Annotated in this window: 25 protein-coding genes; 8 read left to right on the top strand and 17 right to left on the bottom strand. The window is 65.3% G+C overall.

What is annotated here, in order from left to right:
• Positions 1-124 precede the first annotated feature (124 nt).
• Complete coding sequence (gene glmM / locus FXB38_RS12530; RefSeq protein ID WP_148751165.1) at positions 125-1,471, bottom strand: phosphoglucosamine mutase; 1,347 nt, start codon at positions 1,469-1,471, stop codon at positions 125-127.
• A 220-nt stretch (positions 1,472-1,691) separates the two neighbouring features.
• Positions 1,692-1,859 carry a hypothetical protein gene (locus FXB38_RS42685; RefSeq protein ID WP_187434829.1) on the bottom strand — a complete coding sequence of 56 codons (168 nt, stop codon included), beginning with the start codon at positions 1,857-1,859 and terminating at the stop codon, positions 1,692-1,694.
• A 133-nt stretch (positions 1,860-1,992) separates the two neighbouring features.
• On the opposite strand from FXB38_RS42685, the gene FXB38_RS12525 reads away from it, so the two are divergent.
• The gene (locus tag FXB38_RS12525) at positions 1,993-3,135 is read left to right on the top strand and encodes an alpha-hydroxy acid oxidase (protein WP_148751164.1); all 1,143 of its coding nucleotides are present in this window, start codon (positions 1,993-1,995) and stop codon (positions 3,133-3,135) included.
• A gap of 120 nt (positions 3,136-3,255) precedes the next feature.
• Here the strand turns inward: FXB38_RS12525 and FXB38_RS12520 are convergent, their stop codons facing one another.
• The 8 genes from FXB38_RS12520 to FXB38_RS12485 all read right to left on the bottom strand — a co-directional run bounded on the left by FXB38_RS12520 (position 3,256) and on the right by FXB38_RS12485 (position 11,899).
• Positions 3,256-3,885 carry a single stranded DNA-binding domain-containing protein gene (locus FXB38_RS12520; protein WP_148751163.1) on the bottom strand — a complete coding sequence of 210 codons (630 nt, stop codon included), beginning with the start codon at positions 3,883-3,885 and terminating at the stop codon, positions 3,256-3,258.
• A gap of 74 nt (positions 3,886-3,959) precedes the next feature.
• A complete protein-coding gene (locus FXB38_RS12515) occupies positions 3,960-4,586 on the bottom strand; it encodes a hypothetical protein (RefSeq protein ID WP_148751162.1) in 627 nt (208 codons plus the stop codon).
• Between the two features lie 56 nt (positions 4,587-4,642).
• Complete coding sequence (locus FXB38_RS12510; protein WP_148751161.1) at positions 4,643-5,482, bottom strand: shikimate dehydrogenase; 840 nt, start codon at positions 5,480-5,482, stop codon at positions 4,643-4,645.
• A gap of 52 nt (positions 5,483-5,534) precedes the next feature.
• Positions 5,535-7,292, bottom strand: a complete 1,758-nt coding sequence (locus FXB38_RS12505) for a SulP family inorganic anion transporter (RefSeq protein WP_148751160.1) — start codon at positions 7,290-7,292, stop codon at positions 5,535-5,537.
• A 90-nt stretch (positions 7,293-7,382) separates the two neighbouring features.
• Entirely contained in the window at positions 7,383-7,655 is a 273-nt protein-coding gene (locus tag FXB38_RS12500) for a helix-turn-helix domain-containing protein (RefSeq protein ID WP_148751159.1), read from the bottom strand.
• 186 nt (positions 7,656-7,841) lie between these two features.
• Positions 7,842-9,890 carry an elongation factor G gene (locus FXB38_RS12495; protein WP_148751158.1) on the bottom strand — a complete coding sequence of 683 codons (2,049 nt, stop codon included), beginning with the start codon at positions 9,888-9,890 and terminating at the stop codon, positions 7,842-7,844.
• A 161-nt stretch (positions 9,891-10,051) separates the two neighbouring features.
• A complete protein-coding gene (locus tag FXB38_RS12490; protein WP_148751157.1) occupies positions 10,052-10,531 on the bottom strand; it encodes a DUF992 domain-containing protein in 480 nt (159 codons plus the stop codon).
• 165 nt (positions 10,532-10,696) lie between these two features.
• Positions 10,697-11,899, bottom strand: a complete 1,203-nt coding sequence (locus FXB38_RS12485) for a pyridoxal phosphate-dependent aminotransferase (RefSeq protein WP_148751156.1) — start codon at positions 11,897-11,899, stop codon at positions 10,697-10,699.
• Between the two features lie 541 nt (positions 11,900-12,440).
• Here FXB38_RS12485 and FXB38_RS12475 point away from each other — a divergent pair.
• The 6 genes from FXB38_RS12475 to FXB38_RS12455 all read left to right on the top strand — a co-directional run bounded on the left by FXB38_RS12475 (position 12,441) and on the right by FXB38_RS12455 (position 16,327).
• Entirely contained in the window at positions 12,441-13,091 is a 651-nt protein-coding gene (locus tag FXB38_RS12475) for a glutathione S-transferase family protein (RefSeq protein ID WP_148751155.1), read from the top strand.
• Positions 13,092-13,246: 155 nt separating this feature from the next.
• Complete coding sequence (locus tag FXB38_RS42680; RefSeq protein ID WP_187434828.1) at positions 13,247-13,423, top strand: hypothetical protein; 177 nt, start codon at positions 13,247-13,249, stop codon at positions 13,421-13,423.
• Between the two features lie 70 nt (positions 13,424-13,493).
• Positions 13,494-13,655 carry a hypothetical protein gene (locus tag FXB38_RS12470; RefSeq protein WP_187434836.1) on the top strand — a complete coding sequence of 54 codons (162 nt, stop codon included), beginning with the start codon at positions 13,494-13,496 and terminating at the stop codon, positions 13,653-13,655.
• Between the two features lie 129 nt (positions 13,656-13,784).
• Positions 13,785-14,597, top strand: a complete 813-nt coding sequence (locus FXB38_RS12465; protein ID WP_148751154.1) for a PAS-domain containing protein — start codon at positions 13,785-13,787, stop codon at positions 14,595-14,597.
• A 73-nt stretch (positions 14,598-14,670) separates the two neighbouring features.
• Positions 14,671-15,126: a GNAT family N-acetyltransferase gene (locus FXB38_RS12460; RefSeq protein WP_148751153.1), complete on the top strand. Its 456-nt coding sequence runs from the start codon at positions 14,671-14,673 to the stop codon at positions 15,124-15,126.
• A 259-nt stretch (positions 15,127-15,385) separates the two neighbouring features.
• Complete coding sequence (locus FXB38_RS12455; protein ID WP_148751152.1) at positions 15,386-16,327, top strand: aldo/keto reductase; 942 nt, start codon at positions 15,386-15,388, stop codon at positions 16,325-16,327.
• A gap of 17 nt (positions 16,328-16,344) precedes the next feature.
• On the opposite strand, the gene hmuQ is transcribed toward FXB38_RS12455, so the two are convergent.
• From hmuQ to FXB38_RS12435, 4 genes are read right to left on the bottom strand one after another with little or no spacing between them, the layout of a single operon-like run.
• Positions 16,345-16,668 carry a heme-degrading protein HmuQ gene (gene hmuQ / locus FXB38_RS12450; RefSeq protein ID WP_148751151.1) on the bottom strand — a complete coding sequence of 108 codons (324 nt, stop codon included), beginning with the start codon at positions 16,666-16,668 and terminating at the stop codon, positions 16,345-16,347.
• A 56-nt stretch (positions 16,669-16,724) separates the two neighbouring features.
• A complete protein-coding gene (locus tag FXB38_RS12445) occupies positions 16,725-16,988 on the bottom strand; it encodes an endonuclease domain-containing protein (RefSeq protein WP_430640169.1) in 264 nt (87 codons plus the stop codon).
• 38 nt (positions 16,989-17,026) lie between these two features.
• Complete coding sequence (locus FXB38_RS12440) at positions 17,027-18,244, bottom strand: DUF1501 domain-containing protein (RefSeq protein ID WP_187434834.1); 1,218 nt, start codon at positions 18,242-18,244, stop codon at positions 17,027-17,029.
• A 2-nt stretch (positions 18,245-18,246) separates the two neighbouring features.
• Positions 18,247-19,800, bottom strand: a complete 1,554-nt coding sequence (locus FXB38_RS12435; protein ID WP_148751149.1) for a DUF1800 domain-containing protein — start codon at positions 19,798-19,800, stop codon at positions 18,247-18,249.
• 114 nt (positions 19,801-19,914) lie between these two features.
• Here FXB38_RS12435 and FXB38_RS12430 point away from each other — a divergent pair, with 114 nt between their 5' ends.
• Positions 19,915-20,112: a cysteine-rich CWC family protein gene (locus FXB38_RS12430; RefSeq protein ID WP_148751148.1), complete on the top strand. Its 198-nt coding sequence runs from the start codon at positions 19,915-19,917 to the stop codon at positions 20,110-20,112.
• Between the two features lie 90 nt (positions 20,113-20,202).
• Here the strand turns inward: FXB38_RS12430 and FXB38_RS12425 are convergent, their stop codons facing one another.
• The 3 genes from FXB38_RS12425 to FXB38_RS12415 all read right to left on the bottom strand — a co-directional run bounded on the left by FXB38_RS12425 (position 20,203) and on the right by FXB38_RS12415 (position 22,004).
• Positions 20,203-20,898 carry a glutathione S-transferase family protein gene (locus FXB38_RS12425; RefSeq protein WP_148751147.1) on the bottom strand — a complete coding sequence of 232 codons (696 nt, stop codon included), beginning with the start codon at positions 20,896-20,898 and terminating at the stop codon, positions 20,203-20,205.
• A 99-nt stretch (positions 20,899-20,997) separates the two neighbouring features.
• The gene (locus FXB38_RS12420) at positions 20,998-21,228 is read right to left on the bottom strand and encodes a hypothetical protein (protein WP_148751146.1); all 231 of its coding nucleotides are present in this window, start codon (positions 21,226-21,228) and stop codon (positions 20,998-21,000) included.
• Positions 21,225-22,004, bottom strand: a complete 780-nt coding sequence (locus tag FXB38_RS12415; protein WP_148751145.1) for a sulfite exporter TauE/SafE family protein — start codon at positions 22,002-22,004, stop codon at positions 21,225-21,227. The genes FXB38_RS12420 and FXB38_RS12415 overlap by 4 nt, the downstream gene beginning before the upstream one ends.
• Positions 22,005-22,048 lie beyond the last annotated feature (44 nt).

Here is a 22,048-nt window from a genome sequence, read left to right as displayed (position 1 = left end):
AAGGCGCACTTGCGCCGTGCCCACCATCAATATCGATCCAACATTGCAGCAGAAGCGGTGGGCACGCTTTCGCCTTGCCCACCCTACGATACTGCCACAAGGGGGGAAGGAAGGCGCTCTCGGCTCAAGCCGCCGCGGCCTGGCCCAGCGCGGAGACGATGGTGTCGACGATGTCCTCGATCAGGACGCGGTCCTCGCCCTCGCCCATGACGCGGATCACGGGCTCGGTGCCGGAGGAGCGGATCAGCAGGCGGCCGTGACCGTTGAGCCGCTTCTCGCCGTCGGAGATCGCCGACTGCACCTCGGAATCGTCGAGCGGCTTGCCGCCCTTGTGGCGGACGTTCTTGAGGATCTGCGGCAGCGGATCGAAGCGGTGGCAGACTTCCGACACCGGCCGGCGCAGCTTCTGCACCACGGCCAGCACCTGCAGCGCGGCCACGAAGCCGTCGCCGGTGGTGGCGTAGTCGGACAGGATGATGTGGCCGGACTGCTCGCCGCCGAGATTATAGCCGCCGTTCAGCATCTGCTCGAGCACGTAGCGATCGCCGACCGGCGTGCGCACGAGATCGAGCCCCTGCCCTTGCAGGAAGCGCTCGAGGCCGAGATTGGACATCACGGTTGCAACGATGCCCGGACGTGACAGCCGTCCGTCGTCCTTCCAGCTCTGCGCGATCACCGCGAGCAGCTGGTCGCCGTCGACGACATGGCCGCGCTCGTCGACCAGGATGACGCGGTCCGCGTCGCCGTCGAGCGCAATGCCGATGTCGGCCCGCATCTCGCGCACCTTCTTCGACAGCGCCTCCGGCGAGGTCGAGCCGCATTCCTTGTTGATGTTGAAGCCGTCGGGCTCGACGCCGATCGGCACCACGTCGGCGCCCAGTTCCCACAGCGCCTCCGGCACCACCCTGTAGGCGGCGCCATTGGCGCAATCGACCACGACGCGCAGGCCGTCGAGCGAGAGGTCGCGCGGCAGCGTGCGCTTGGCGAATTCGATGTAGCGGTCATGCACGCCATCGATACGGCGGGCGCGGCCCAGGCTCGCGCTTTGTGCGAGACGCTTGTCGAGGGATTCGTCGAGCAGCTGCTCGATCTGCTTCTCGACATCGTCGGAGAGCTTGAAGCCCTGCGGGCCGAACAGCTTGATGCCGTTGTCCTCGAACAGATTGTGCGAGGCCGAGATCATCACGCCGAGATCGGCGCGCATCGACTTGGTCAGCATCGCGACCGCCGGTGTCGGCATCGGGCCGACCAGCAGCACGTCCATGCCGACAGAGGTGAAGCCCGCGACCATCGCATATTCGATCATGTAGCCGGACAGGCGGGTGTCCTTGCCGATCACGACGCGGTGACGGTGGTCACCGCGCTGGAACGCAAGGCCTGCGGCCTGGCCGACCTTGAGCGCGAGCTCCGGCGTGATCAGCCCGTTGGCGCGGCCCCGGATCCCGTCCGTCCCGAAATATTTGCGGCTCATATCGTCCCCCACGCAACAACCAGGGATCCCCACGACAACCTCCGGGTGCCCGAACGGGCCCCGCATCCCTGATTTGCTGGGATCTTATAATCCCTGCGCCGCTAAATTGGCTTCAAAAAATGTGATTAATCATTACGAGACCGGGGCCGCCGGCGTCCCGGTAACTCCTTGTTAACATTATATTTCCGGTTTGAGGGCCGGAACGAAGCGGAACCTGACCTTAGTCCGTGCGCTTCACATGACCGTCCGCACGGCTCGGCGCCGGCTGGGTGACGTTGACGGGATCGGAGCCCGGAAAGGTCTCTTCCAGCCCCTCCTCCAGCGCTTCCTCGAGGTCGCGCTTCTCCTTGATTTCTTCCGGCGAAGGTCCTCTGTGCGGCTTGGTCATGGCGTCCCTCCCGCAAACGATTTGGCTGTGCATCCAACCATGCTAGATGACCTCGAAACCTTCCGATGCAAGGCTCTTAGTATAGGACTCTTGATATGAGCCTCTTGATACAAGACGGGCCGGGGAAACGTTCATGAAGCACATCACCTGTATCGACGATCTTCGCGCTCTGCATAAGCGCCGCGTGCCGAAGGCCTTCTTCGACTATTGCGACCGCGGCTCCTATGCCGAGGAAACGCTGCGCGCCAATCGCGAGGACATGCAGGCGATCAAGTTCCGCCAGCGCATCCTGGTCGACGTCTCCAGGCGCGACACCTCGACCACGATCCTCGGCGAGCCCTCGACCATGCCGCTGATCCTGGCGCCCGTGGGACTGCTCGGCATGCAGCATGGCGACGGCGAGATCCACGCCTGCCGCGCGGCGCAGGCCGCCGGCATCCCGTTCACGCAATCGACGATGTCGATCTGCTCGATCGAGGACATCGCGGCCAATGTCGAGAAGCCGTTCTGGTTCCAGCTCTACGTCATGAAGGACCGCGGCTTCATCAAGGAGCTGGTCCAGCGCGCGATCGCGGCGAAGTGCAGCGCGCTCGTGCTGACCGTCGATCTTCAGGTGATCGGCCAGCGCCATGCCGACATCAAGAACGGCATGACCATTCCGCCGGAATGGTCGCTGTCGAAGTTCATCGATTTCGCCACCAAGCCGGCCTGGGTCGCCGGCGTGCTGCAGGGCAAGCGCCGCACCTTCGGCAACATCGCCGGCCACGTGAAGAACACCGAGGACCTCAACCGCCTCGCCGAATGGACCGCCTCGCAGTTCGACACCTCGCTGAACTGGAAGGACGTCGAGTGGATCCGGAGCATCTGGCCGGGCAAGCTCGTCATCAAGGGCATTCTGGACGTCGAGGACGCCGAGGAAGCGGCCAAGACCGGCGCGCAGGCGCTGGTGGTGTCCAACCATGGCGGCCGTCAGCTCGACGGCGCGCCGTCCTCGATCGAGGTGCTGCCCGAGATCGCCGACGCCGTCGGCGAGAAGATGGAGATCATGTTCGACGGCGGCATCCGCTCCGGCCAGGACGTGATGCGCGCGCTCGCGCTCGGCGCAAAATCTTGCATGATCGGCCGCGCTTATGCGTATGGCCTCGGCGCCGGCGGCCAAGCCGGCGTCGCCAAGGCGATCGACATCATCCAGAAGGAGCTGCTCACGACCATGGGCCTGTGCGGCGTCAACAGGATCGACGAGATCGACGATCATGTGATTGCGGTCGCGCCCTAGAACAGTTGCCGTAGGGTGCGCAAAGCGAAGCGTGCCCACCAACTCTTACGAAACGCAGGAAAGCGGTGGGCACGGCGCCAGTGCGCCTTTGCCCACCCTGCGAGTCCAGCGCTCAGTCGCTCACATCGGCGGCGTCAGGCCATCGCGGCCGACATTGACCCGGTTCGCTTCCAGCGTGCCGTCATCCTTCTTCGCCGCACCAAAGATGATCAGCTTGGCGCCGGGCTTGATCTCGGACTTGTCGCTGGCGACGAAGGTGACGATCGGGGTCTCCGGCGGCACCACGACCTTCTTCTCGCCGTCCTTGTATTTGACCGTGATGTTCTGGCCGTCGGTGCCCTTGACCGTCTGCGCTACGGTGGCGTTGGTCATGGTCGAGTTGGCGCGCGCATCCCAGGGGCGGAAGCCTTCAGCGGCGCCGCGCTGGTTTTCCGGAAAGATATGGACGGCAATGGCCTTCTGCGTGCCGTCGGGCTCGGGCATGGCGGTGACGCCGATATAGGAGCCCTCCTTGATCTCGGAGAGCTGCGTCTTCACCACCGCGAAGACGGCGACGTTGTCGGTCATCTTCACCTTCACATCGGTGCCCTCGCGCGTCTTGATGCCGAGGGTGTTGCCGTCGATGCTCTCGATGGTGCCGCGAATGCGCACGGTCGGCGCCTGCTGCTGCGCTGAAATGGATGATGTAACGATACAGGCGACGAATGCTGCCGCGACGGCGCGCGGCATCCAGTTGTTCAGGCTTGGCATGATGGTCCCCTTCAGGGTTTGCGGCGATCAGACAGGGCAACCCCGTCTGACCGCCGCTATTCCCTGAATTCCGATCACATCGGCGGGGTCATACCGTCACGGCCGACATTGACGCGATTGGTCTCGAACGAGCCGTCGGGCAATTGCTTCATGAAGGCGATGACCTTGGCGCCGGCCTTCAGCTCGGACTTGTCCGCGGGCACGAAGGTCACCACCGGTGTCATATCGGACACGAACACTTTCTTCTCGCCGTCCTTGTACTTCACCAGCAGCGTATGGCCGTCGTTGCCGACCACGCTCTCCGACACCGTGGCATTGGTCATGCTGGAATTGGGCTTGAGGTCATAGGGCCGCGAGCCTTCGCCGGTGCCGCGCATGCTCTCCGGAAACACGTGGACCTCGACGGCGTTCTCGCCACCGTCCGGTCCCGGCACGGTGGTGGCGCCGACGAAGGAGCCGACCTTGATATCGGCCAGCGAAATCTTGGTGACGCCGGCCACGCGCAGGTCGGAAGCGATGTGAAGCTTGACGTCCTCGCCGCTGCGCGACTTGACCAGCAGAGTGTCACCCTCGACGCGCTCGATCGTGCCGCGCACGCGGGTCGGCACCGGCGCCCTTTGCGCGACGGCCGCGAGGGTGGAAGCAGCCACCATCGCAACAGCGATGAGCGGGCGCGTGAAATTTGCACGTTGGATCGTCATGACAGTCTCCGATTATCCCCACGGATAGTGAACGCCGGAGACGGCGCACTATTCTCTCAAGTCTTTGTGAGATCGGCCTCGACCAGCGCGCGCAGTTCCGCACTCACCTCGGGCCTCCGGCCGAACCACAGCTCGAAGCCGCGCACCGCCTGGTGCAGGAGCATGCCGAGCCCGTCGGCGGTGTCGAGCCCGCGGGCCCTGGCTGCCGCGAGCAGCGGCGTCACCAGCGGGACATAGACGAGGTCGGCGACGACGGCCCCTTGCGGCAGCCGCGCCACATCAACATCGAGTGAAGGCTGGCCGTGCATGCCGAGCGAGGTCGTGTTCACAAGAAGTTTTGCGCGCGGCAGGACGTCGTTGATCCGGTCCCAGACAAGCGGATGCACGTTCGGCCCGAATTGCGCCGCTAGCGCCTCGGCCCGCGCCAAAGTACGGTTGGCGAGATGAACGCGGCCAAAGCCGCGTTCGAGCAGGCCGAACACCACCGCGCGCGAGGAGCCGCCGGCGCCCAGCACCAGCGCTTCATCCGCCTTGTCCCAGCCGGGCGCGCTGGCGTCGAGATTGCCGAGAAAGCCTTCGACGTCGGTATTGGTCGAGCGCAGCTCACCGTCGGCAAACCACAGCGTGTTGGCGGCGCCAATCGCCTTGGCGCGCGCATCGGGGGTCGACAGCTCCAGCACGCCGACCTTGTGCGGAATGGTGACATTGGCGCCGACAAAACCACGAAGTGACAGCCGCAGCACGAAATCGCGCAGGTTCTCGGGCGGAACCGCCTCGATGACATAGCCGCCTGCGATGCCGAGCGTGCGCAGCCAGTAATGATGGATCAGCGGCGAGCGCGAATGCGCGGCCGGCCATCCGATCAAGCAGGCTGCGGGCGATTTGAGCGCGGTCATCTTTCCCTCGGGTCGTGTCGAGGGCGATCCATTTCGCGTCCGGCCGGTCCTGTCAAGCAGGCGGGGACGGCACCGTGGATTCGGTCACGCCGGGAGCCGCCTTGATATCGACGACCGCGCGCTCGATGGTCTGGCGATAGCGCGCCCGCTTCGGGCTCACGCCGTGGGTCAGCAGCGCGCGGCGGACCGCGGGCGAAGCCCCGGTGATGAATAGCCGGATGCCCTTGCGCTGGGCCTTGGCGGCGACGCGCCCCAACACGTTCGCCGCGGTGGAGTCCAGGAACGGCACTGCGGCGAAATCGACCACGAGCGCCTTGCGCTTGTCGGCAATGCCGTCGAGCACGCCTCCGATCGCAGACGCAGCACCAAAGAAGAACGCGCCGATGATGCGATAGACCAGGACGTCGCGGTCGACCGCGAGCGCGGGATCGTAAGGTACGCGCTCGCCATTGCCGTCATCGGGACGATCGGCCGCGACCAGCGGCGAGCGCTCCTCGATGCCGGTCATCTCCGCCATGCGATGGATGAACAGTACCGCACCGAGCGCGAAGCCGACCAGGATGCCTTTGGTCAGATCGCGGAAGATCGTGAGCAGGAAGGTTGCCAGCAGCACGACGGCATCGCCCCAGGACGAGCGCAGCAGCGTCGCGAATTCCTGCTTCTCCGCCATGGTCCAGGCCACCACGACCAGCACGGCGGCAAGTGCGGCAAGCGGGATGTAGCTCGCGAGCGGTGCAGCGACCAGCATGAACGGCAGCAGAAAGACGGAGTGCAGCATGCCTACCAGCGGCCCGCGCGCGCCGGCGCGAATGTTGGTCGCGGTGCGCGCAATCAGGCCGGTGACACAGATGCCGCCGAACAGTGCCGCGCCGATATTGGCGGCACCTTGCGCCACCAGCTCGCAATTGGAGCGGTGACGGCGCCCGGTCATGCCGTCGGCGACCACCGCCGACAGCAGCGATTCGATGGCCGCGAGCAGCGCAAACGAGATCGCATCCGGCAGCACCGCTTTCGCCTTCGCAAGCGAGAACGCCGGCAACGCAGGCGAGGGCAATTCACGCGGGACGCCGCCGAAACGACTGCCTATGGTTTCGATTGGCAGCGACAGTGCAGCCGTCGCGATCGCCGCCAGCACGACCGCGATCAGGATGCCGGGCCAGGACGGCCGCCAGCGCCGCAAGCCCGCGATGATGGCGACGCTGACGAGAGCGACGCCAAGCGCGGACGGATTGATGGTGTGAAGGCCATCCGCCAGCGCGGCGAGCTTCGGCACGAACTCGCTCGGCTCTTTCCCCGCGAGCGTGATGCCTGAGAGATCGCGCAGCTGGCTCGCAAAGATGATCACGGCGATACCGGCGGTGAAGCCGACCGTGACGGGATAGGGGATGAACTTGATGTAGGTGCCGATGCGCAGCAGGCCCGCAGCGATCAGCACTATACCCGCCATCATGGTGGCGAGGATGACGCCGTCGACGCCATGCCGCTCCGCCGTCACCGCGACCAGTACGATGAAGGCGCCCGCAGGCCCGCCGATCTGGAAGCGGCTGCCGCCGAGCAGCGACACGATGAAGCCGCCGACAACCGCAGTGTAGAGCCCGCGATCCGGTGTCACGCCGGATGCGATCGCAATCGCCATCGACAGCGGCAGCGCGACGATCGCGACCGTGAGGCCCGCAAACACATCGGCGCCGAAATCCGCGAGGCCATAGCCTTCGCGCCAGACGGTGATGAGCTTTGGCAGATAGAGTTCGGCAAAGGTCGGCTGACGAAGGTGGTGCAGCTTGCCTGCGTGTTCGCCCGTGATGCTCATGCCCACAATGCTCCGATGCATCGTGCGGCCGCGTGCTCCGGCGCGACGGTGCGTTAGTTCAGACTGCATCCGAGCATGATCATCGCAAGATCATGCTCCCACCCGACGCGGCGGCCCCGGCTCTTTCAGCCGAACGCCACGTCCGCCGCCGTCGCTGCGCGCGTGTTCGGCGATCAGCTCGACGCCGGCCCGCTCGAATGCTTCGACCACCTTCATCAGGGTCTCGACCACGCCGCGAACGTTGCCGGTGCTCGCCTCCATCCGCTGGATGGTCGGCAGCGAAACGCCTGCGAGCTCGGCCAGGGTTTTCTGGTCAATGCCAAGCAGCGCGCGGGCTGCTCGCATCTGGAACGACGTGATCACCTTGGCCTCACGTGTCAGAGCTTATAAGTGATGTCTCGCACATGTATAATGATGTAAAATATATCATATGAGGCCAAATGCAAGTACTCTCGCTGCGCAATGACGAGTCGAGAGGGCGCGGCCCCCTCTCTCCCCGCAAGGGCGAGGAGAGGAGAAAGCGGTGCGTCCCTTACTGCGCGAGTTGGCTCACGCCGCGTGCTGATGCGCGGCGATGATCTGGTCGGCGGCGCGGCCCGTGACTTCGGCCATGTGGTCGAACTGACGGGTGAAGCTGCCGGCGCCTGCGGTTGCCGAACGCAGCTCGACGATGAGCTCGCCAATCTCGGCTTCCGGCATCATGGCGCGGACGCAGTCCCAGCCGCTCCAGCCGTCGCGGGTGTCGAAGCCGAGAATCTGGCCGCGCCGCGCCGACAGGATCGCGTTGATCTTGGCGGTGGCATCGGTCGGACACACGATCTCGACCACGTGGATCGGCTCAAGCAGCACCGACTGGCATTGCGGCAGGCCTTCGTTGAGCCCGACCCTCGCCGCCGTGCGGAAGGCAAGGTCGGAGGAATCGACGCTGTGATAGGAGCCGTCCGTCAGCGTCACCTGCAGATCGGTGACGGGGAAGCCGAGCGGCCCGCGCGCGAGCCCGTCGACGACGCCCTCCTCCACCGCACCGATATAGTTGCGCGGCACCGCGCCGCCGACGACCTTCTCGTCGAACTTGAAGCCCTCGCCGCGCTGCAGCGGTCTGATGTCGAGCACGACATCGCCGAACTGGCCGTGACCGCCGGACTGCTTCTTGTGGCGACCACGCTGGACGATCGGCTTGCGGATGGTCTCCTGGTAGCCGATCGCAGGCGGATGCGAGGAGATCTTGACGCCGAAGCGATCGCGCAGCCGCTCGCTCGCAACACGTAAGTGCATCTCGCCCTGTCCCCACAGCACGGTGTCGTGGGTCTGGGCGTTCATCACGACGACGAGGGAGGGATCCTCCTCGTGCAGCCGCGTCAGCGCCTGTCCGAGCTTGACGTCGTCCTTGCGGTCGGTGGCCGCAACTGAAATCGCGAGCACCGGCGGCGTCGGCTCTGAGGCCGCGAGCGCGGCTGGCGCGGTCTTGCCGCTCGAGACCGTGTCGCCGGTCTTGACCGGATCGAGCTTGGCGAGCGCCACGGTGTCGCCGGCTTCGGCAGCGGCACGCTTGGTGTCGTAGGCGCCGTTGACGGCGAGGATACCGGAGATGCGGCTCACCCCGCCGGAGGACGATTGCAGCGTGGCGCCGTCGTCGAGATGGCCGGCAAGCAGCCGCGTCAGCGACAGCTTTCCGCCGTGCTGCGAGTGCAGCGTCTTGAAGACGAAGCCGAGCGCGTCCTTGGCGGAGGGCACGCCGAGACGCTTTGCGGTCTCCGCAATGCCGGGCGCCTCGTGGCGCAGCGCCTTCATCAGACGCAGCACGCCGTTTTCGCGCGCGGCAGCGCCGAGCAGCACGGGGCAGATCAGTCCCTCGCGCAGTTCGCGGGCGAGGTCGTCGAACACGGCATCGCGCGGCGGCTGGATGTCTTCGAGCAGCTGCTCCATCAGCGCATCGTCGTGGTCGGCGAGCTTCTCCAGCATCGAGAAGCGGGCCTCCTTCTCGCGATCGAGGTCGCCGCCTTCGAGCGCAACCACTTCGGATGCCTTGTGCTCGCGATAGACGAACGCGCGCTCGAGCGCAAGATCGACGAAGCCCTCGATCAACTCGTCCTTCCAGATCGGGATCTGGCGCAGCACCAGCGGAACGCGCGAGGCGGGCTGGAGCGTCGCGAGCGTCTCGCGGATGCGCTTGTTGGCGCGGTCGATCTTGTTGAGGAACAGGAAGCGCGGGATCTTCAGCTCCTCCAGCTCGCGCAGGATGATCTGAAGCTGCGGCAGCTTCTTCTCGTCGGCCTCGCAGACCACGATTGCGGCGTCGACCGCGGGAAGCGCGGCGCGCATGTCGTGGGCGAACTCGACGGAACCGGGACAATCCAGGAAAGTGTAGCTGTCGCCCATGAAACTCGTGGTGACGGCAGTCAGCCCGACAGTCATCTTGTGATGACGGGCCTCAGGCGTGGCGTCGCCGACGGAGGTTCCGGCGTCGACGCTGCCGGCGCGCGGGATTGCGCCCGTTCGCGCCAGGATTGCTTCGAGAAGTGTGGTTTTACCGCTTTGGAATGGGCCCACCAGCGCAATGCACCGTGGACCTCGGGGACTTCTGACGTCTTGTCCCATTCGCCGCCTCCTTGTTTGGAGCTCGGCCCATGATTGGGTCGGCAAACGCAGATGCTCTGCCCGTCTCCGAGATTTGGCAAGCGTCAAACGTCGCTGCGGTGCGTCGTCAGTGTCTTAACCTCTCCCGAAGGCAGAGCTAAGCGCGACAGCGTCGTCGGGCGTTAACGGCCCGGACGGAGTTCCAGGCTCTCGAGCCCTGCGGCGACGTTGAGGCCGACCTGGCCCTGCACGCTCAACGGTTGAAGCGCGATCGAATTGTTGGAGCCGCGGACCAGCGCATTACCGCCGAGGCCGACGCCGACCGAGGCGCTGCCCTGCGCGCCGGCATAATTGCCGGAGAGATCGCCGGGGCCGAGCCGGTTGACCGGCGCGAACACGCCCCAGGCGAGCGCCGTCTCCTGGGTGATGCCGAGGTCGATGCCCACTTTACGGATCGTCGCGACATAGCGGTCTTCGGGCAGACCGTCGGCGCGCAGCACGCAGCCGAGATTGGTCACCGATCCCACCACGAAGCCGACGCTGGCGCCGCCGCGGCATTCGAGCACGCCGACCTGCACCATCCGCGACTGCGCGCTGGCGCCCGCGATGGAGGCGACGAGGCTCGCAATGGTGAGTCCGGCAAGGAGGAGTGAGCGGCGCATGAAATGTCTCCGGCTATGAATGTGATGCGAGCAGAGAAGCAGCCTGCAAGCGGCGCGCGATGGTCTATGCCACAATAGTTGGGGTGGTGCCAGATCACGCGTGCCACAAAGAAAAAAAGGGCCCGCAGCGAGCGGGCCCCTTCATGTTACATCGTTGCTGCAAGCTTAGCGCAGGTTGCCGCAGAAGCGCTGGATGCGCTTGCAGGCGTCCTCGAGGTCCGAGGTCTTGGTCGCGTAGGAGATGCGGAACGCCGGGCCGAGGCCGAAGGCCGAACCCTGCACCACGGCGACGCCTTCGGTCTCCAGGAGCTCGGTGACGAACTGCTCGTCGTTGGAGATCACATTGCCCGACGGCGCCTTCTTGCCGATCGTGCCGGCGCAGGACGGATAGACGTAGAACGCACCCTCGGGACGCGGGCACTCGATGCCGTTGGCCTGGTTGAGCATGGAGACGACGAGATCGCGACGCTCCCTGAACACCTTGTTGTTGGCGGCGATGAAGTCCTGCGGACCGTTCAGCGCTTCCACCGACGCCCATTGCGAGATCGAGGACGGGTTCGATGTCGACTGCGACTGGATGGTCGACATCGCCTTGATCAGCTGCGCGGGACCACCGGCGTAGCCGATGCGCCAGCCGGTCATGCAATAGGCTTTCGAGACGCCGTTCACGGTGAGCGTGCGGTCGTAGAGGCTGGGCTCGACCTGCGCGACGGTGGTGAACTGGAAGTCGTCATAGACGAGGTGCTCGTACATGTCGTCGGTCATCACCCACACATGCGGATGCTTGACCAGCACGTCGGTAAGCGCCTTGAGCTCGGCCTTTGTGTAAGCCGCGCCGGTCGGGTTCGACGGCGAGCACAGGATGACCCATTTGGTCTTGGGCGTGATCGCGCGCTCGAGCGCTTCGGCCCGGAGCTTGAACCCGCTCGCGGCTGTGCAGACCACCGGCACCGGCTCGCCGCCGGCGAGCGCCACCATCTCGGGATAGCTGACCCAATAGGGCGCCGGGATGATCACCTCGTCGCCCGGATTGATGGTCGCCATCAGCGCGTTGTAGAGCACCTGCTTGCCGCCGGTGCCGACGATGATCTGGTTCGGCTTGTAGACGACGCCGTTCTCGCGCTGAAATTTCGCGATGATCGCGTCCTTCAGCTCGGGGATGCCGTCGACCGCGGTGTACTTGGTCTTGCCGGATTCGATGGCGCGGATCGCCGCCAGCTTGATGTTGGCGGGCGTGTCGAAGTCGGGCTCGCCGGCGCCGAGGCCGATGACATTGCGGCCCGCCGCTTTCAGCGCGCGTGCTTTATCCGTGACCGCGATGGTCGCGGACGGCTTCACACGGTCGAGCGCAGCAGCAAGGAAGGCCATCGTCATCTCCTGACAAGCGTCGTGAACCCTTTGGCCTCACGACTCTGATTGTGGGAATGGAGACACCCTAAAACGTGTGCCGCTGCGCCGCAAGAAACTTCGGCCCGATCCCGGAAAAGTTTACGGGTCTGGAGCGTTGCAAGGCGCGATTTCCCGCAATTTTCAGCAACTTTGCCGGGCAAACCCCTCATATCCGGCAAGGCCTGTCCTCGGAGCAATTTTGCGCCGCTCGAGCGCCACAAGACTGACCGCCGGCTGACGCGCAAGGCCTGCGGCCGATCGTCAACCGGTGGCGAGCTCGCGACCCGTCACCGCCTCGCACACGATCGCGCGAAGCGATGCGTCGTGCATGTTGACGCAAGCGTGATCTCACTTGCAGCGTCACACGAACATGATCTTCTGCAGCGTTGCAGTGCGGTAGGGTTTTCGAGTTTTTCTATGGGCCAGCCCTTGCGGCGGATTCGCATCGGCATCATTGTTTAGCCGCGGTGCGGGGCAACAAGCGCCGAACCTTCCCGTCCCTCGGAATCGAACTCCCAGAATGTACAAGCTCTATTCGATGCAACGCTCGGGCAACAGCTACAAGGTCCGCCTTGCGCTGGCGCTGTTGAACGTGCCCTACGAACCCATCGAGGTGGACATTCTCCGCGGCGAGAGCAAGACGCCGGACTTCCTGGCGAAGAACCCGTCAGGACAGGTGCCGCTGCTCGAGGTCGGCGACAATCGCTATCTCGCCGAGTCCAACGCCATCCTGTGGTACGTCGCCGTCGGCACGCCGCTCGCGCCGGAGAACCGCATCGATCGCGCCGAGGCGCTGCAATGGATGTTCTTCGAGCAGCACGCGCTCGAGCCCAATATCGGCGCCGCCTATTTCTGGCTGTCGCTGGTCAAGGGCGGCCGCGACCTGCAGACCCACGCGCTGGAAGACTGGATGGAGCGCGGCTATGGCGCGCTCCAGGTGATGGAGAACCACCTCAAGACCAGCGCCTATTTCGCCGCCCGCCAGCTCACGGTCGCCGACATCGCCTTGTACGGCTACACCCACCTCGCCGACCGCTGCGATTTCGACCTTTCGCCCTTCCCGGCGATCCGGGACTGGCTGAAGCGCGTCGAGGCTGCGCCCGGCTTCGTGGCGATGGACTGGCGCCCCGCCGAGATCGACGACTCCGCCAGCATCGCGGCGGAGGCCTGAAAACCGGTGCAACGTTAAGAAATAGCGGGCACTGCGTTAACCTTTGCCCTATTCCCGCCGCTTTCGGTGCAACTGCCGCCCCATTATTGCCCGCTGAAATTGTGAAGTTGTTCGGCGTCGCGGGTGATTCGCTCGCACGTTGAAGGATTTAGGCCATGATTCGGGCGTCCGGCGCGGTCGGCTTTCAGGGCCAAACCGATACCGTCTCGTCTTCCCGGCTAACCAACGCAGTCGCGGCCTCGCTCGCCGTCGCTGCCCTCTCGCTTTGTCTGATCGTCACCCTCACGGTGCTGTCGACCAAGGCGACCATGGCGATGGGCCTGCCGGTCTGATCCCCGTTTCATCCTGGATAGCCTTCAAGGTGCCGCGCGGCCCCGCGCCGACAGGCATCGCGACAGGACAATGATGAAATCGCCTGTGGTAGTCGTTGCAATCACCCTGACTGCGGCCATCCTGGTCGCGGTGTCGCTTTTGATTGTCGTCGGCGCCCGCAAGGGCCCGGGGACGTCGACGTGGAATGCGCCCGCGCTGCAGCAGCGCATGATGCATGTGCATTTGGTCTAAAATCATCCGAAAGCTTTGAGCACGAAGGCAAGCGCCCCTTAAGCGCACCGCGCGAAATCGGATTGCGCTTGTGCAACCATCGGTCAGTCTGGCGGAATTATCTCGTTCAGGGAGGAACGAGCCAGGCCCATGCGGTTCGGATGGCGTGCCATTTCCGGTCCCGTGCTGACGGCAGCGATCGCACTGCTGGCGATCCTGCTCGACCGTCACGCTCCCGCTTTGTCGCTTGCACCGCTGTTCGTTGGCATCGTGGCGTTGGCCGGCTCGCTCTCGGGCTTTGCGTCTGCGCTCGGCAGCGCCGCCATCGCCGTAATCGGCGCGGCGCTGCTGTCTCTCGGCCACCGCACCGCGCCCGGCTTTGACCTGACCGATCTCGCGCCACTCGGCCTGCTCGCGCTGACGACCGCCGGCACAGCAGGCATCACCGGGCTGATGCGCGAGCGTCTGGTCGATGCCTTTGCCACTGAGCGGCACAACCACGCCACTGCGGCACGGCTGTCGGCAGCGCTCGACCAGGTCGATATCGGCATCGTGCTGCTCGATGCCGAGACCCGCGCCGAATTCATCAACCGCGCCTTCCGCGATTATTTCGCGCTGCCGGACGAAAAGGCCGACGAGAAGCCGCCCTTCATCGCGCTGATGTATCACGGCCGCGACACCGGCGCCTTCGAGCTGCCGGAGGACGAGCTGGGCGCCTTCATCGCGCAGCGCATGGAGATGGTGCGGATCGGCGACGCCACGCCGATCAATATCAATTTGCGCAATGGCGAGGTGCTGCGTTTCGTCTGCACCGCACTGCCCGACGGCGGCCGCATGCTGAGCTACACGCCGGTGACCGACCTCGTGCGCCACACCGACGCGCCGGCGCGCGCCGATTACTATCGCTCGCTGCGCGATCCCACAGGGCGGAAGCTGACCCGGTACTTGCGCGTCGCGGAGTGATGCGCGACATCGCAATTGATCGATACGCCCTTCATCAGTATGAAGGACACCTCATCGATCGTGGATTTTCCAGATGTCGCTCACCATTCGCTCCGTCACTCGACAGGATTACGATCAATGGCTGCCGCTGTGGGACGGCTACAACGCCTTCTACGGCCGCTCCGGTCCGACCGCACTCGCACCTGAGATAACCAAGGTGACGTGGCAGCGCTTCTTCGATGCCTACGAGCCGGTGCATGCGCTGGTCGCCGAAAGCGATGGCCGCCTGCTCGGGCTCACGCACTACCTGTTCCATCGCAGCACCACCGCGATCGAGCCGTCGTGCTATCTGCAGGACCTGTTCACGCTGGAGGCCGCGCGCGGCAAGGGCGTCGCCTCGGCGCTGATTGACGGCGTCTATGAGCGCGCCAAGCTCGCGGGATCGCCGCGGGTGTACTGGCAGACGCACGAGACCAACGTCACGGCACAGAGCCTGTACGACAAGGTCGCGGAACGCTCCGGCTTCATCGTCTATCGCAAGATCTTCTGATCCTGCTGTCGCAACCCTGTGGATAACTCGGCCTGTCACCGGCGCGTAACACACCGGGACTAAGTTGCGCCTGCGTCTGATCAGGCCCCCCGTCACCGATCAAGCGCCCCAAGCGGTCCCCGTCAGTCGCCGCGTCTGACAGGGGCCGCATTTTTTTGTCCGCAGTTCCTTTCAGCATGGCTGCAACGCAGGCAGACGCTTGCCGCTGTGTCGCACCGCGGTCACAATGGGCGTCTGCTCTCGTCTGACAGGATCTCCCATGGAAATTCGTAATCTCGGCGGCTCCGGCCTGCGCGTGTCCGCAGTCGGACTCGGCTGCAACAATTTCGGCCAGCGCACCGATCTGGAGACCTCGCGCAAGGTGATCCACCGCGCGATCGATCTCGGCATCACGCTGTTCGACACCGCCGACATCTATGCCGGCCAGGGCGGCTCGGAGACGGTGCTCGGCACCGTGCTCGGCGACCGCCGCAAGGACATCGTGCTCGCCACCAAATTTTCCAAGCCGATGGCGGCCGACGGCACCAAGCAGGGCGCCTCGCGCCGCTACATCATGAATGCGGTCGAGGCCAGCCTGACGCGGCTGAAGACCGATTACATCGATCTCTACCAGCAGCATGATTACGATCCGCTGACGCCGCTGGAGGAGACGCTGCGCGCTCTCGACGATCTCGTCCGCCAGGGCAAGGTCCGCTACATCGGCCATTCCAATTTTCCGGCATGGCGCATCGCTGAGGCCGAGTTCACCGCGCGCGCGATGAACGTCGGCCGCTTCGTCTCGGCGCAGGACGAGTACAGTCTCGTCGTCCGCGACATCGAGAAGGATTTGCTGCCAGCGGCCCAGGAATACAAGCTCGGCCTGCTGCCGTTCTTCCCGCTCGCAAGCGGCTTGCTCACCGGCAAGTACCAGCGCGGCGCAGCAGCCCCTGCCGACACGCGCTTCGGCAAGGCGCCGGCGCTACGCGACCGCTACGTCACGCCGCGCAATGAGGACATCGTCGAGAAGCTCCAGGCCTTTGCGAAGGCGCGCGGCCATTCGATGCTCGAGCTCGCGTTCTCCTGGCTCGCCGCGCGCCCGCAGGTCTCGAGCGTGATCGCAGGCGCCACCCGCGTCGAGCAGGTCGAGCAGAACGTCAAGGCGATCGCCTGGCAGCTGAGTGCGGACGACCTTGCCGAGATCGATGGGATCACCAAGGGCTGAGCTTTTGAAACGCGGCGCTATTTGGCGCCGTGTCCCACCGTCTGCATCACCTCAAAGCCCTCGAACTGGGGATGGCCGAGATAGAGCGGCTTGTTGTCGCCGGCACGCTGATGCGCGGCGCGAAACGCCTCCGACTTGGTCCAGGCCTCGAACGCCGTGTGATTGGCCCACACCGTGTGCGAGGCATACAGCGTGTGGTCCTCGAGCTCGGGCCCTTTAAGCAGATGGAATTCGACGAAGCCCGGCACCTTGTCCAGATGCGTGTCACGCGACAACCAGACCTGCTCGAAGGCAGCTTCCGATCCCTTGGTGACCCGGAAGCGGTTCATGGCGATGTACATGCGGGTGGTCTCCTGATGTGAGGCAAGCGCCGCTCTCTCGCTCCCTCGCCCCGTTCTTACGGGGAGAGGGTGGGGTGAGGGGCTGCCTCCGCGAGTTCGGTTTGAATGATGGTCAAAACGCCCTCAATGTTGCCGAGCACGTCGTTGTTCCAGAAGCGAAGGATCTTATAGCCTTTTTCGCGCAAGCGTTCATCCCGGATCGCGTCGGCTGCCGACCCGTTGTGCTGGCCGCCATCGACTTCGATGATGAGCCGCTTCTCGCGACAAACAAAGTCGCAGATGTATCCGATGACCTGCCCCTCACCCGGATTGCTTCGCAATCCGACCTCTCCCCGCAAAGAGCGGGGAGAGGTCGAAATCACACCACCAGCCCCTTCATCGGCCTTGCGCTTGCGCTATCCGGGAACACCGTCTCGGCCAGCACGCGATCCGACAGGCCGAACTGGCCCTGCAGCACGCCCTTGATGACGGAGCGGAGATCGGTGGTGGGCTTGAGGTCGCGGGCCTCAAAGAGGTTGGCGAGCTTGAGGCCGGGCCAGTCGGAGATGACGCGGCCGCCCTTCACCGCGCCGCCGGCGAGCAGCGCGACGGTCGCTGTGCCGTGATCGGTGCCGTCGGTGCCGTTGATGCGCGCGGTACGGCCGAATTCGGTGGCGACGACAACAACAGTGTCGCGCCAGCGATCGCCGAGGCCGCTTTCGAATTCGGCGAGCGCACCGTCGAGACCGCCGAGCAGGAAGGCGAGACGTCCGACCGGACCACCCTCGTTGGCATGCGTATCCCAGCCGTCGAAGGCGAGTGCGGCGATGCGCGGACCGTCATCGGCCGCCATCAGTTTTGCGGCACCGCGCGCGACCTGCCGCATCTGCGCGACCGCATTGCCGGGCTTCGGCTTCATGTCGTCGCCGCTCGCGGCCTTTTCCAACTGGAGGCCTTGCGACAGTGCCGAAGCCAAAGCGGGATCGCGATGACGGTAGAGATCGACCAGCCGCATCGCGGTGTCGTCGTCGGCCTGCGGCAGCGCGACCGGCGCCCAGCCGACGGTCGGCGCATTGCCGCGCAGAACCAGCGGCGTGGTGGGCCCCACCGCGAGCCCGCTCGACACGCGCTCGCCGCGCGGCAGCGCTTCCAGCGCGCGGTTGAGCCAACCGGACTGCACCCGGCCCGGGCCGGCATAACCGCTCTCGAGCACGTCCTGGCCGTCGAAATGCGAGCGATCGCGATAGGGTGTCGCCACCGCATGGATCACCGCGGCATGTTGCGCGCGATACATCCGCGCGAATTCCGGCATCGCCGGATGCAGCGCGAAGAAAGTATCGAGCATGATCGCGGGATGCGCGCCGTCCGCCGCGAGCGCGATCGAGCCGTGCAGGCCGGCATAGTCGGGGTCGCCGACCGGCGCGACGGTCGCGAGCCCATCAAGCGCGCCGCGCAGGATCACCACGACCAGCCGGGGATCGCGCCCATCGGCCGCGCGCGCGAATTTCGGCAAATAGGCCCAGGCAGCAAAGGACGCGCCGCCGAGCAAGAGTCCGCGGCGCGAGGTGAGGAGCCGGTTTTCGACGCAGTCGATCATCATCATCTCCTCTGCAGTTCCGGCGACATCAGCAGCAGCGCCAGCGCCTGCTGGCGCGATTCCGCACGCTCGATGGTTTTGCGTGTTTCGGTTGACGCAGCATCGGCGGCGGCGAATTCAAGAAGATCAAGCGGATCGATGTTGGGTCCGAGCCGCGCACCCATCTGCGAAGCGATGTCGAGCCGGAGCTTCATGCCTTCGGGCGCGGCCCACGCGGCGCTCGTGTCCGGAAAACCGTTCGGTCCGGCCGGTGTCCACAAGGGCTGGCCGAGCAGGTTCAGATTGCCGAGATAACCGCCGGGATCTTCCGGCACGCGCGCAAGCAGCCGGCCGCTCGCGATCACGAAATCATAGGGCGAGCGCATCTTGGTCAGCGGCGCCTTCCAGGCTTCGTCGGAATCGACAATCGCCGTGGCAAGCGCCTTGAGGTCGCCATCGGTCCTGACGAAGACATCGCGCAACCGTGCAACGAGCGCGGGCGGCGGATCGTCGGCAACGAAGTGCCGGACGAACTTGGTGGCGATGAAATTCGCGGTCGAGAGATGGCGCGCGATGTCGCCGAGCGCGGCTTCGCCCTGCGCCAGGCCAATCGCTTCGTAGGTTTTGCCGAGCAGCAGCTGCGGCCCTGGCTGGTGCGCGTTGGCGTTGAACACGAACGAGCCGGGTGCCCCGAGCTGCCCCTGCCTTCCGGCAAAGGTCCATCCCGTGATGATCCGCGCCAGCGAGGTGACGTCCTCCTGCGTATAGCCGCCGCCGACACCGAGCGTATGCAGCTCCATGATCTCGCGCGCGAGGTTCTCGTTCAGCCCGCGCTTGCGGTTCTGGCCTGCGCGCGAATCCGGTCCGAGCGATTGCTGGTTGTCGAGGAAGAACAGCATCGCCGGATGCTGCTCGACCGCCTTGAGCATATCGGCAAAGCGCCCGAGCACGTGCGGACGGATCGCCTCGCGCTCGAAGGCGCCGGCCCACATCCGCGCCAGCTCGCCCTTGTTCGCAGAGATGCAGAAATGATTGGACCAGAACACGACCAGACGCTCGGTGAAGCCACACTCGACCAGCGTCGCGCGCTGCAGGCGCGCCAGCGCTTCGGCGCGAAAGGTCTTCTGGATGACGTTGAGCGGTTGCGCCGGTTTTGCAGCAGCAGGCGCGGCGGCATTGGGCTGCATGCCGTCAGGCTTCATCGCACTGTCGGCCGGCTTCGCCTCGGCCATCTGGCCGGCGGCGATCTCGGTCGCGACCGTGTTCAGCGAGAGATTGCGACGCAGCTTCTGATCGGCCGGCGCCTGCGGCGGCGATTCAGCCGGCGCGCCGGCCTTCGCCGCCGCCTCGCGCGCCTGCTTGACCTGGTCCTGATAGGCGAACGCGGCTTGGCCTAGTTGCGGCGTCGATTGCAGGCCCGGCGCCTCCAGCAGCGCGCCAAAGGGCCGCGCCAGTTCAGCCTTCACGAAGCCGCGCGGATCGGAGGCCGCATTGATGAGATCGCCGGAGGCCCCGCCGCGGGCGCCGAAGCCGAAGCGGTTCAGCGCGACGAGGGCGGCTTGCGAATCGCGGGCCATCGATTTGTCCTCCGCGCGGTGCCAACCGCTTCCCTGCTCTGTGCGCGGCGCCTAATATACCGCAGCCGGAGATGAACCCGACATGAAAATGACGGCAAAGCTTTTGCGTAAATCATGACAAATCCGAAAGAAATCACGCTCACGCCACCGGCTCCGCGCCGCCTCGCCTGTTCCCGCTGCGGCACCGAGTTCGGCTGCGACCTCTCGGGCAATTGCTGGTGCGCGGAGGAGACGGCAAGACTGCCGATGCCGGTCAAGGGCGAGGATTGCCTATGCCGGGAGTGTTTGCGCAAGGCGGCGGCGGTATCGTAGGGTACGCAAAGCGAAGCGTGCCCACCACCTTCATTGCATCTGAAGAGATGGCGGGCACCGCGCGTTGCGCCTTTGCCCACCCTACGAAGCTTACACCGCAAACCCTGGCGACTTCCGCGCCATGCCGTCGAAGGCATCGAGCAGCTTTTCGCGCCAGGCATAGACGGGATCATCGGCCTCAAGCAGCCTGAACGGGCTCACCACTCGCGCCCACTGAAAGCCGCCGAACACGATGTAGTCGGCGTAGTTCGGCGCGCTGCCGCCGAGATAAGCTTGCGTCTTGAACGTCTGCCGCATCACCTCCAGCGATTTGCGGAACGCGATGACTCCGGTGTCGCGGCTCGCCTGGACTTCCTCCAGGGGCTTGCCGAACCGCGCCTCGCGCGACTTGCGGAAATAGGCGGCATCGACCTCGGCGAGATTCTTCGGAATGTCGGCGATGATCAGCGGAAAGATGCCGCCAATGATGGCGATGTCGCCCCACGCGTTCAGCATGCGCGCCATGGCGCGGCCGCCCTCGCCGCCGAACAGCGATGGGCGATCCGGAAAATGGTCTTCGAGATAATTCGCGATCGTCCAGGAATCGACCACCGGCTTGTCATCATGCAACAGCACCGGGACCTTCTCCGAGCCGTGAGGCGCGATCTCGCTCTTCTCGGTGAAGCGCCAGGGCAGCGATTCCGCCGTCAGCCCCTTATGCGCCAGCGCCATCCGCGTGCGCCAGCAGTAAGGGCTGAAGGGGCGCGAGGCGTCGGTGCCAACGAGTTCGTAGAGTTTGAGCGACATATTGGAGTTCCGTCATTGCGAGCGCAGCGACGCAATCCAGTCTGCCGCTGCGGAGACATTCTGGATTGCTTCGCTCGCGCTCGCAATGACGTTGTGGCGTCACCGCCCGTTGGTTCGCAGCAGCCTTTCGCCGTCTTCCGTCACCGCGATGATCAGGCCGATGCCGGGCAGCGTCTCGCGCGCGACGAAACCGCGGTCGGCGGCGTCCTCCCAGATCGTGAGCCGCGGGCACGAGGTCTTCCAGGTCGCGATCACCTCGGCATAGGCGCGCGGCTCGCGCGCGATCCATTCGACGAAGTCCAGCACCAGCGGATCGGCGGTTTCGCTCATTGTAAACCTCCCTTGTCGAAAGTCGCCAGCACCGGCGTGCGAACCAGCAGCCAGCCGCCATAGGCGATGTAGTAGCAGGCGATGGTGGAGATCAGCTTGTTCGACCAGGCCACGAACTGCTGGTCGGTCATGGCTTCGAGAATGCGCCGCGCCAGCGTGGTGCCGAGCATCGAGGCTGCGATCGCGACGCCCGCGAGCACGGGATCGAGCGTGGCGGGCTGGTCGATGACGCCGCCGAAATAGATCAGCTTGGTGAAGTGACTGACGAGCTGGCACATCGCCTTGGTCGCGACCTTCTCGCGCCGGCCGAAATCGCCGCCGAGAAAGAAGGTGTCGAGCAGCGGACCGGAGACGCCGGTCATCAGCATCAGGCCCATGCAGATCGTGCCGTAAACGCTACCCTGCCAGAGGCGATCCGGATCGGGCTTGATATTGGTCGGCAGCAACCGTGCCATGAACGGCGTGGCGCCGAGCATCAGCAGCGCCATCGGCTTGTCCGGCACGTAGCGGGTGAGCGACCAGGCCGCCAGCGCGATGGCGGCGCCGACCATGTAGTTCGCGACCGGCCGCCAGCGGATATGCGCGCGCCACAGCAGCGCGCGCCAGCCATTCGAGGCCATCTGCGTGATCGCATGCAGCACCATCGCGGTCGGCAGCGGCATCAAGGCCAGCAGCACGCCGATCAGGATCAGCCCGCCCGCCATGCCGAACAGCCCCGACAGGAACGCGGTGGCGACCATCAGCAATCCAAGGGCAGCGATCATGATGGACGTCACGAAGGGGTTCTCCTGTGGTGGGCGAGTAAGGGACGCAAGCTGTT

This window comes from Bradyrhizobium cytisi (assembly GCF_008123515.1).
In the GTDB taxonomy this organism is placed as follows: Bacteria; Pseudomonadota; Alphaproteobacteria; order Rhizobiales; family Xanthobacteraceae; genus Bradyrhizobium; species Bradyrhizobium cytisi.
This window is presented reverse-complemented; position numbering and strand designations above follow the sequence as displayed.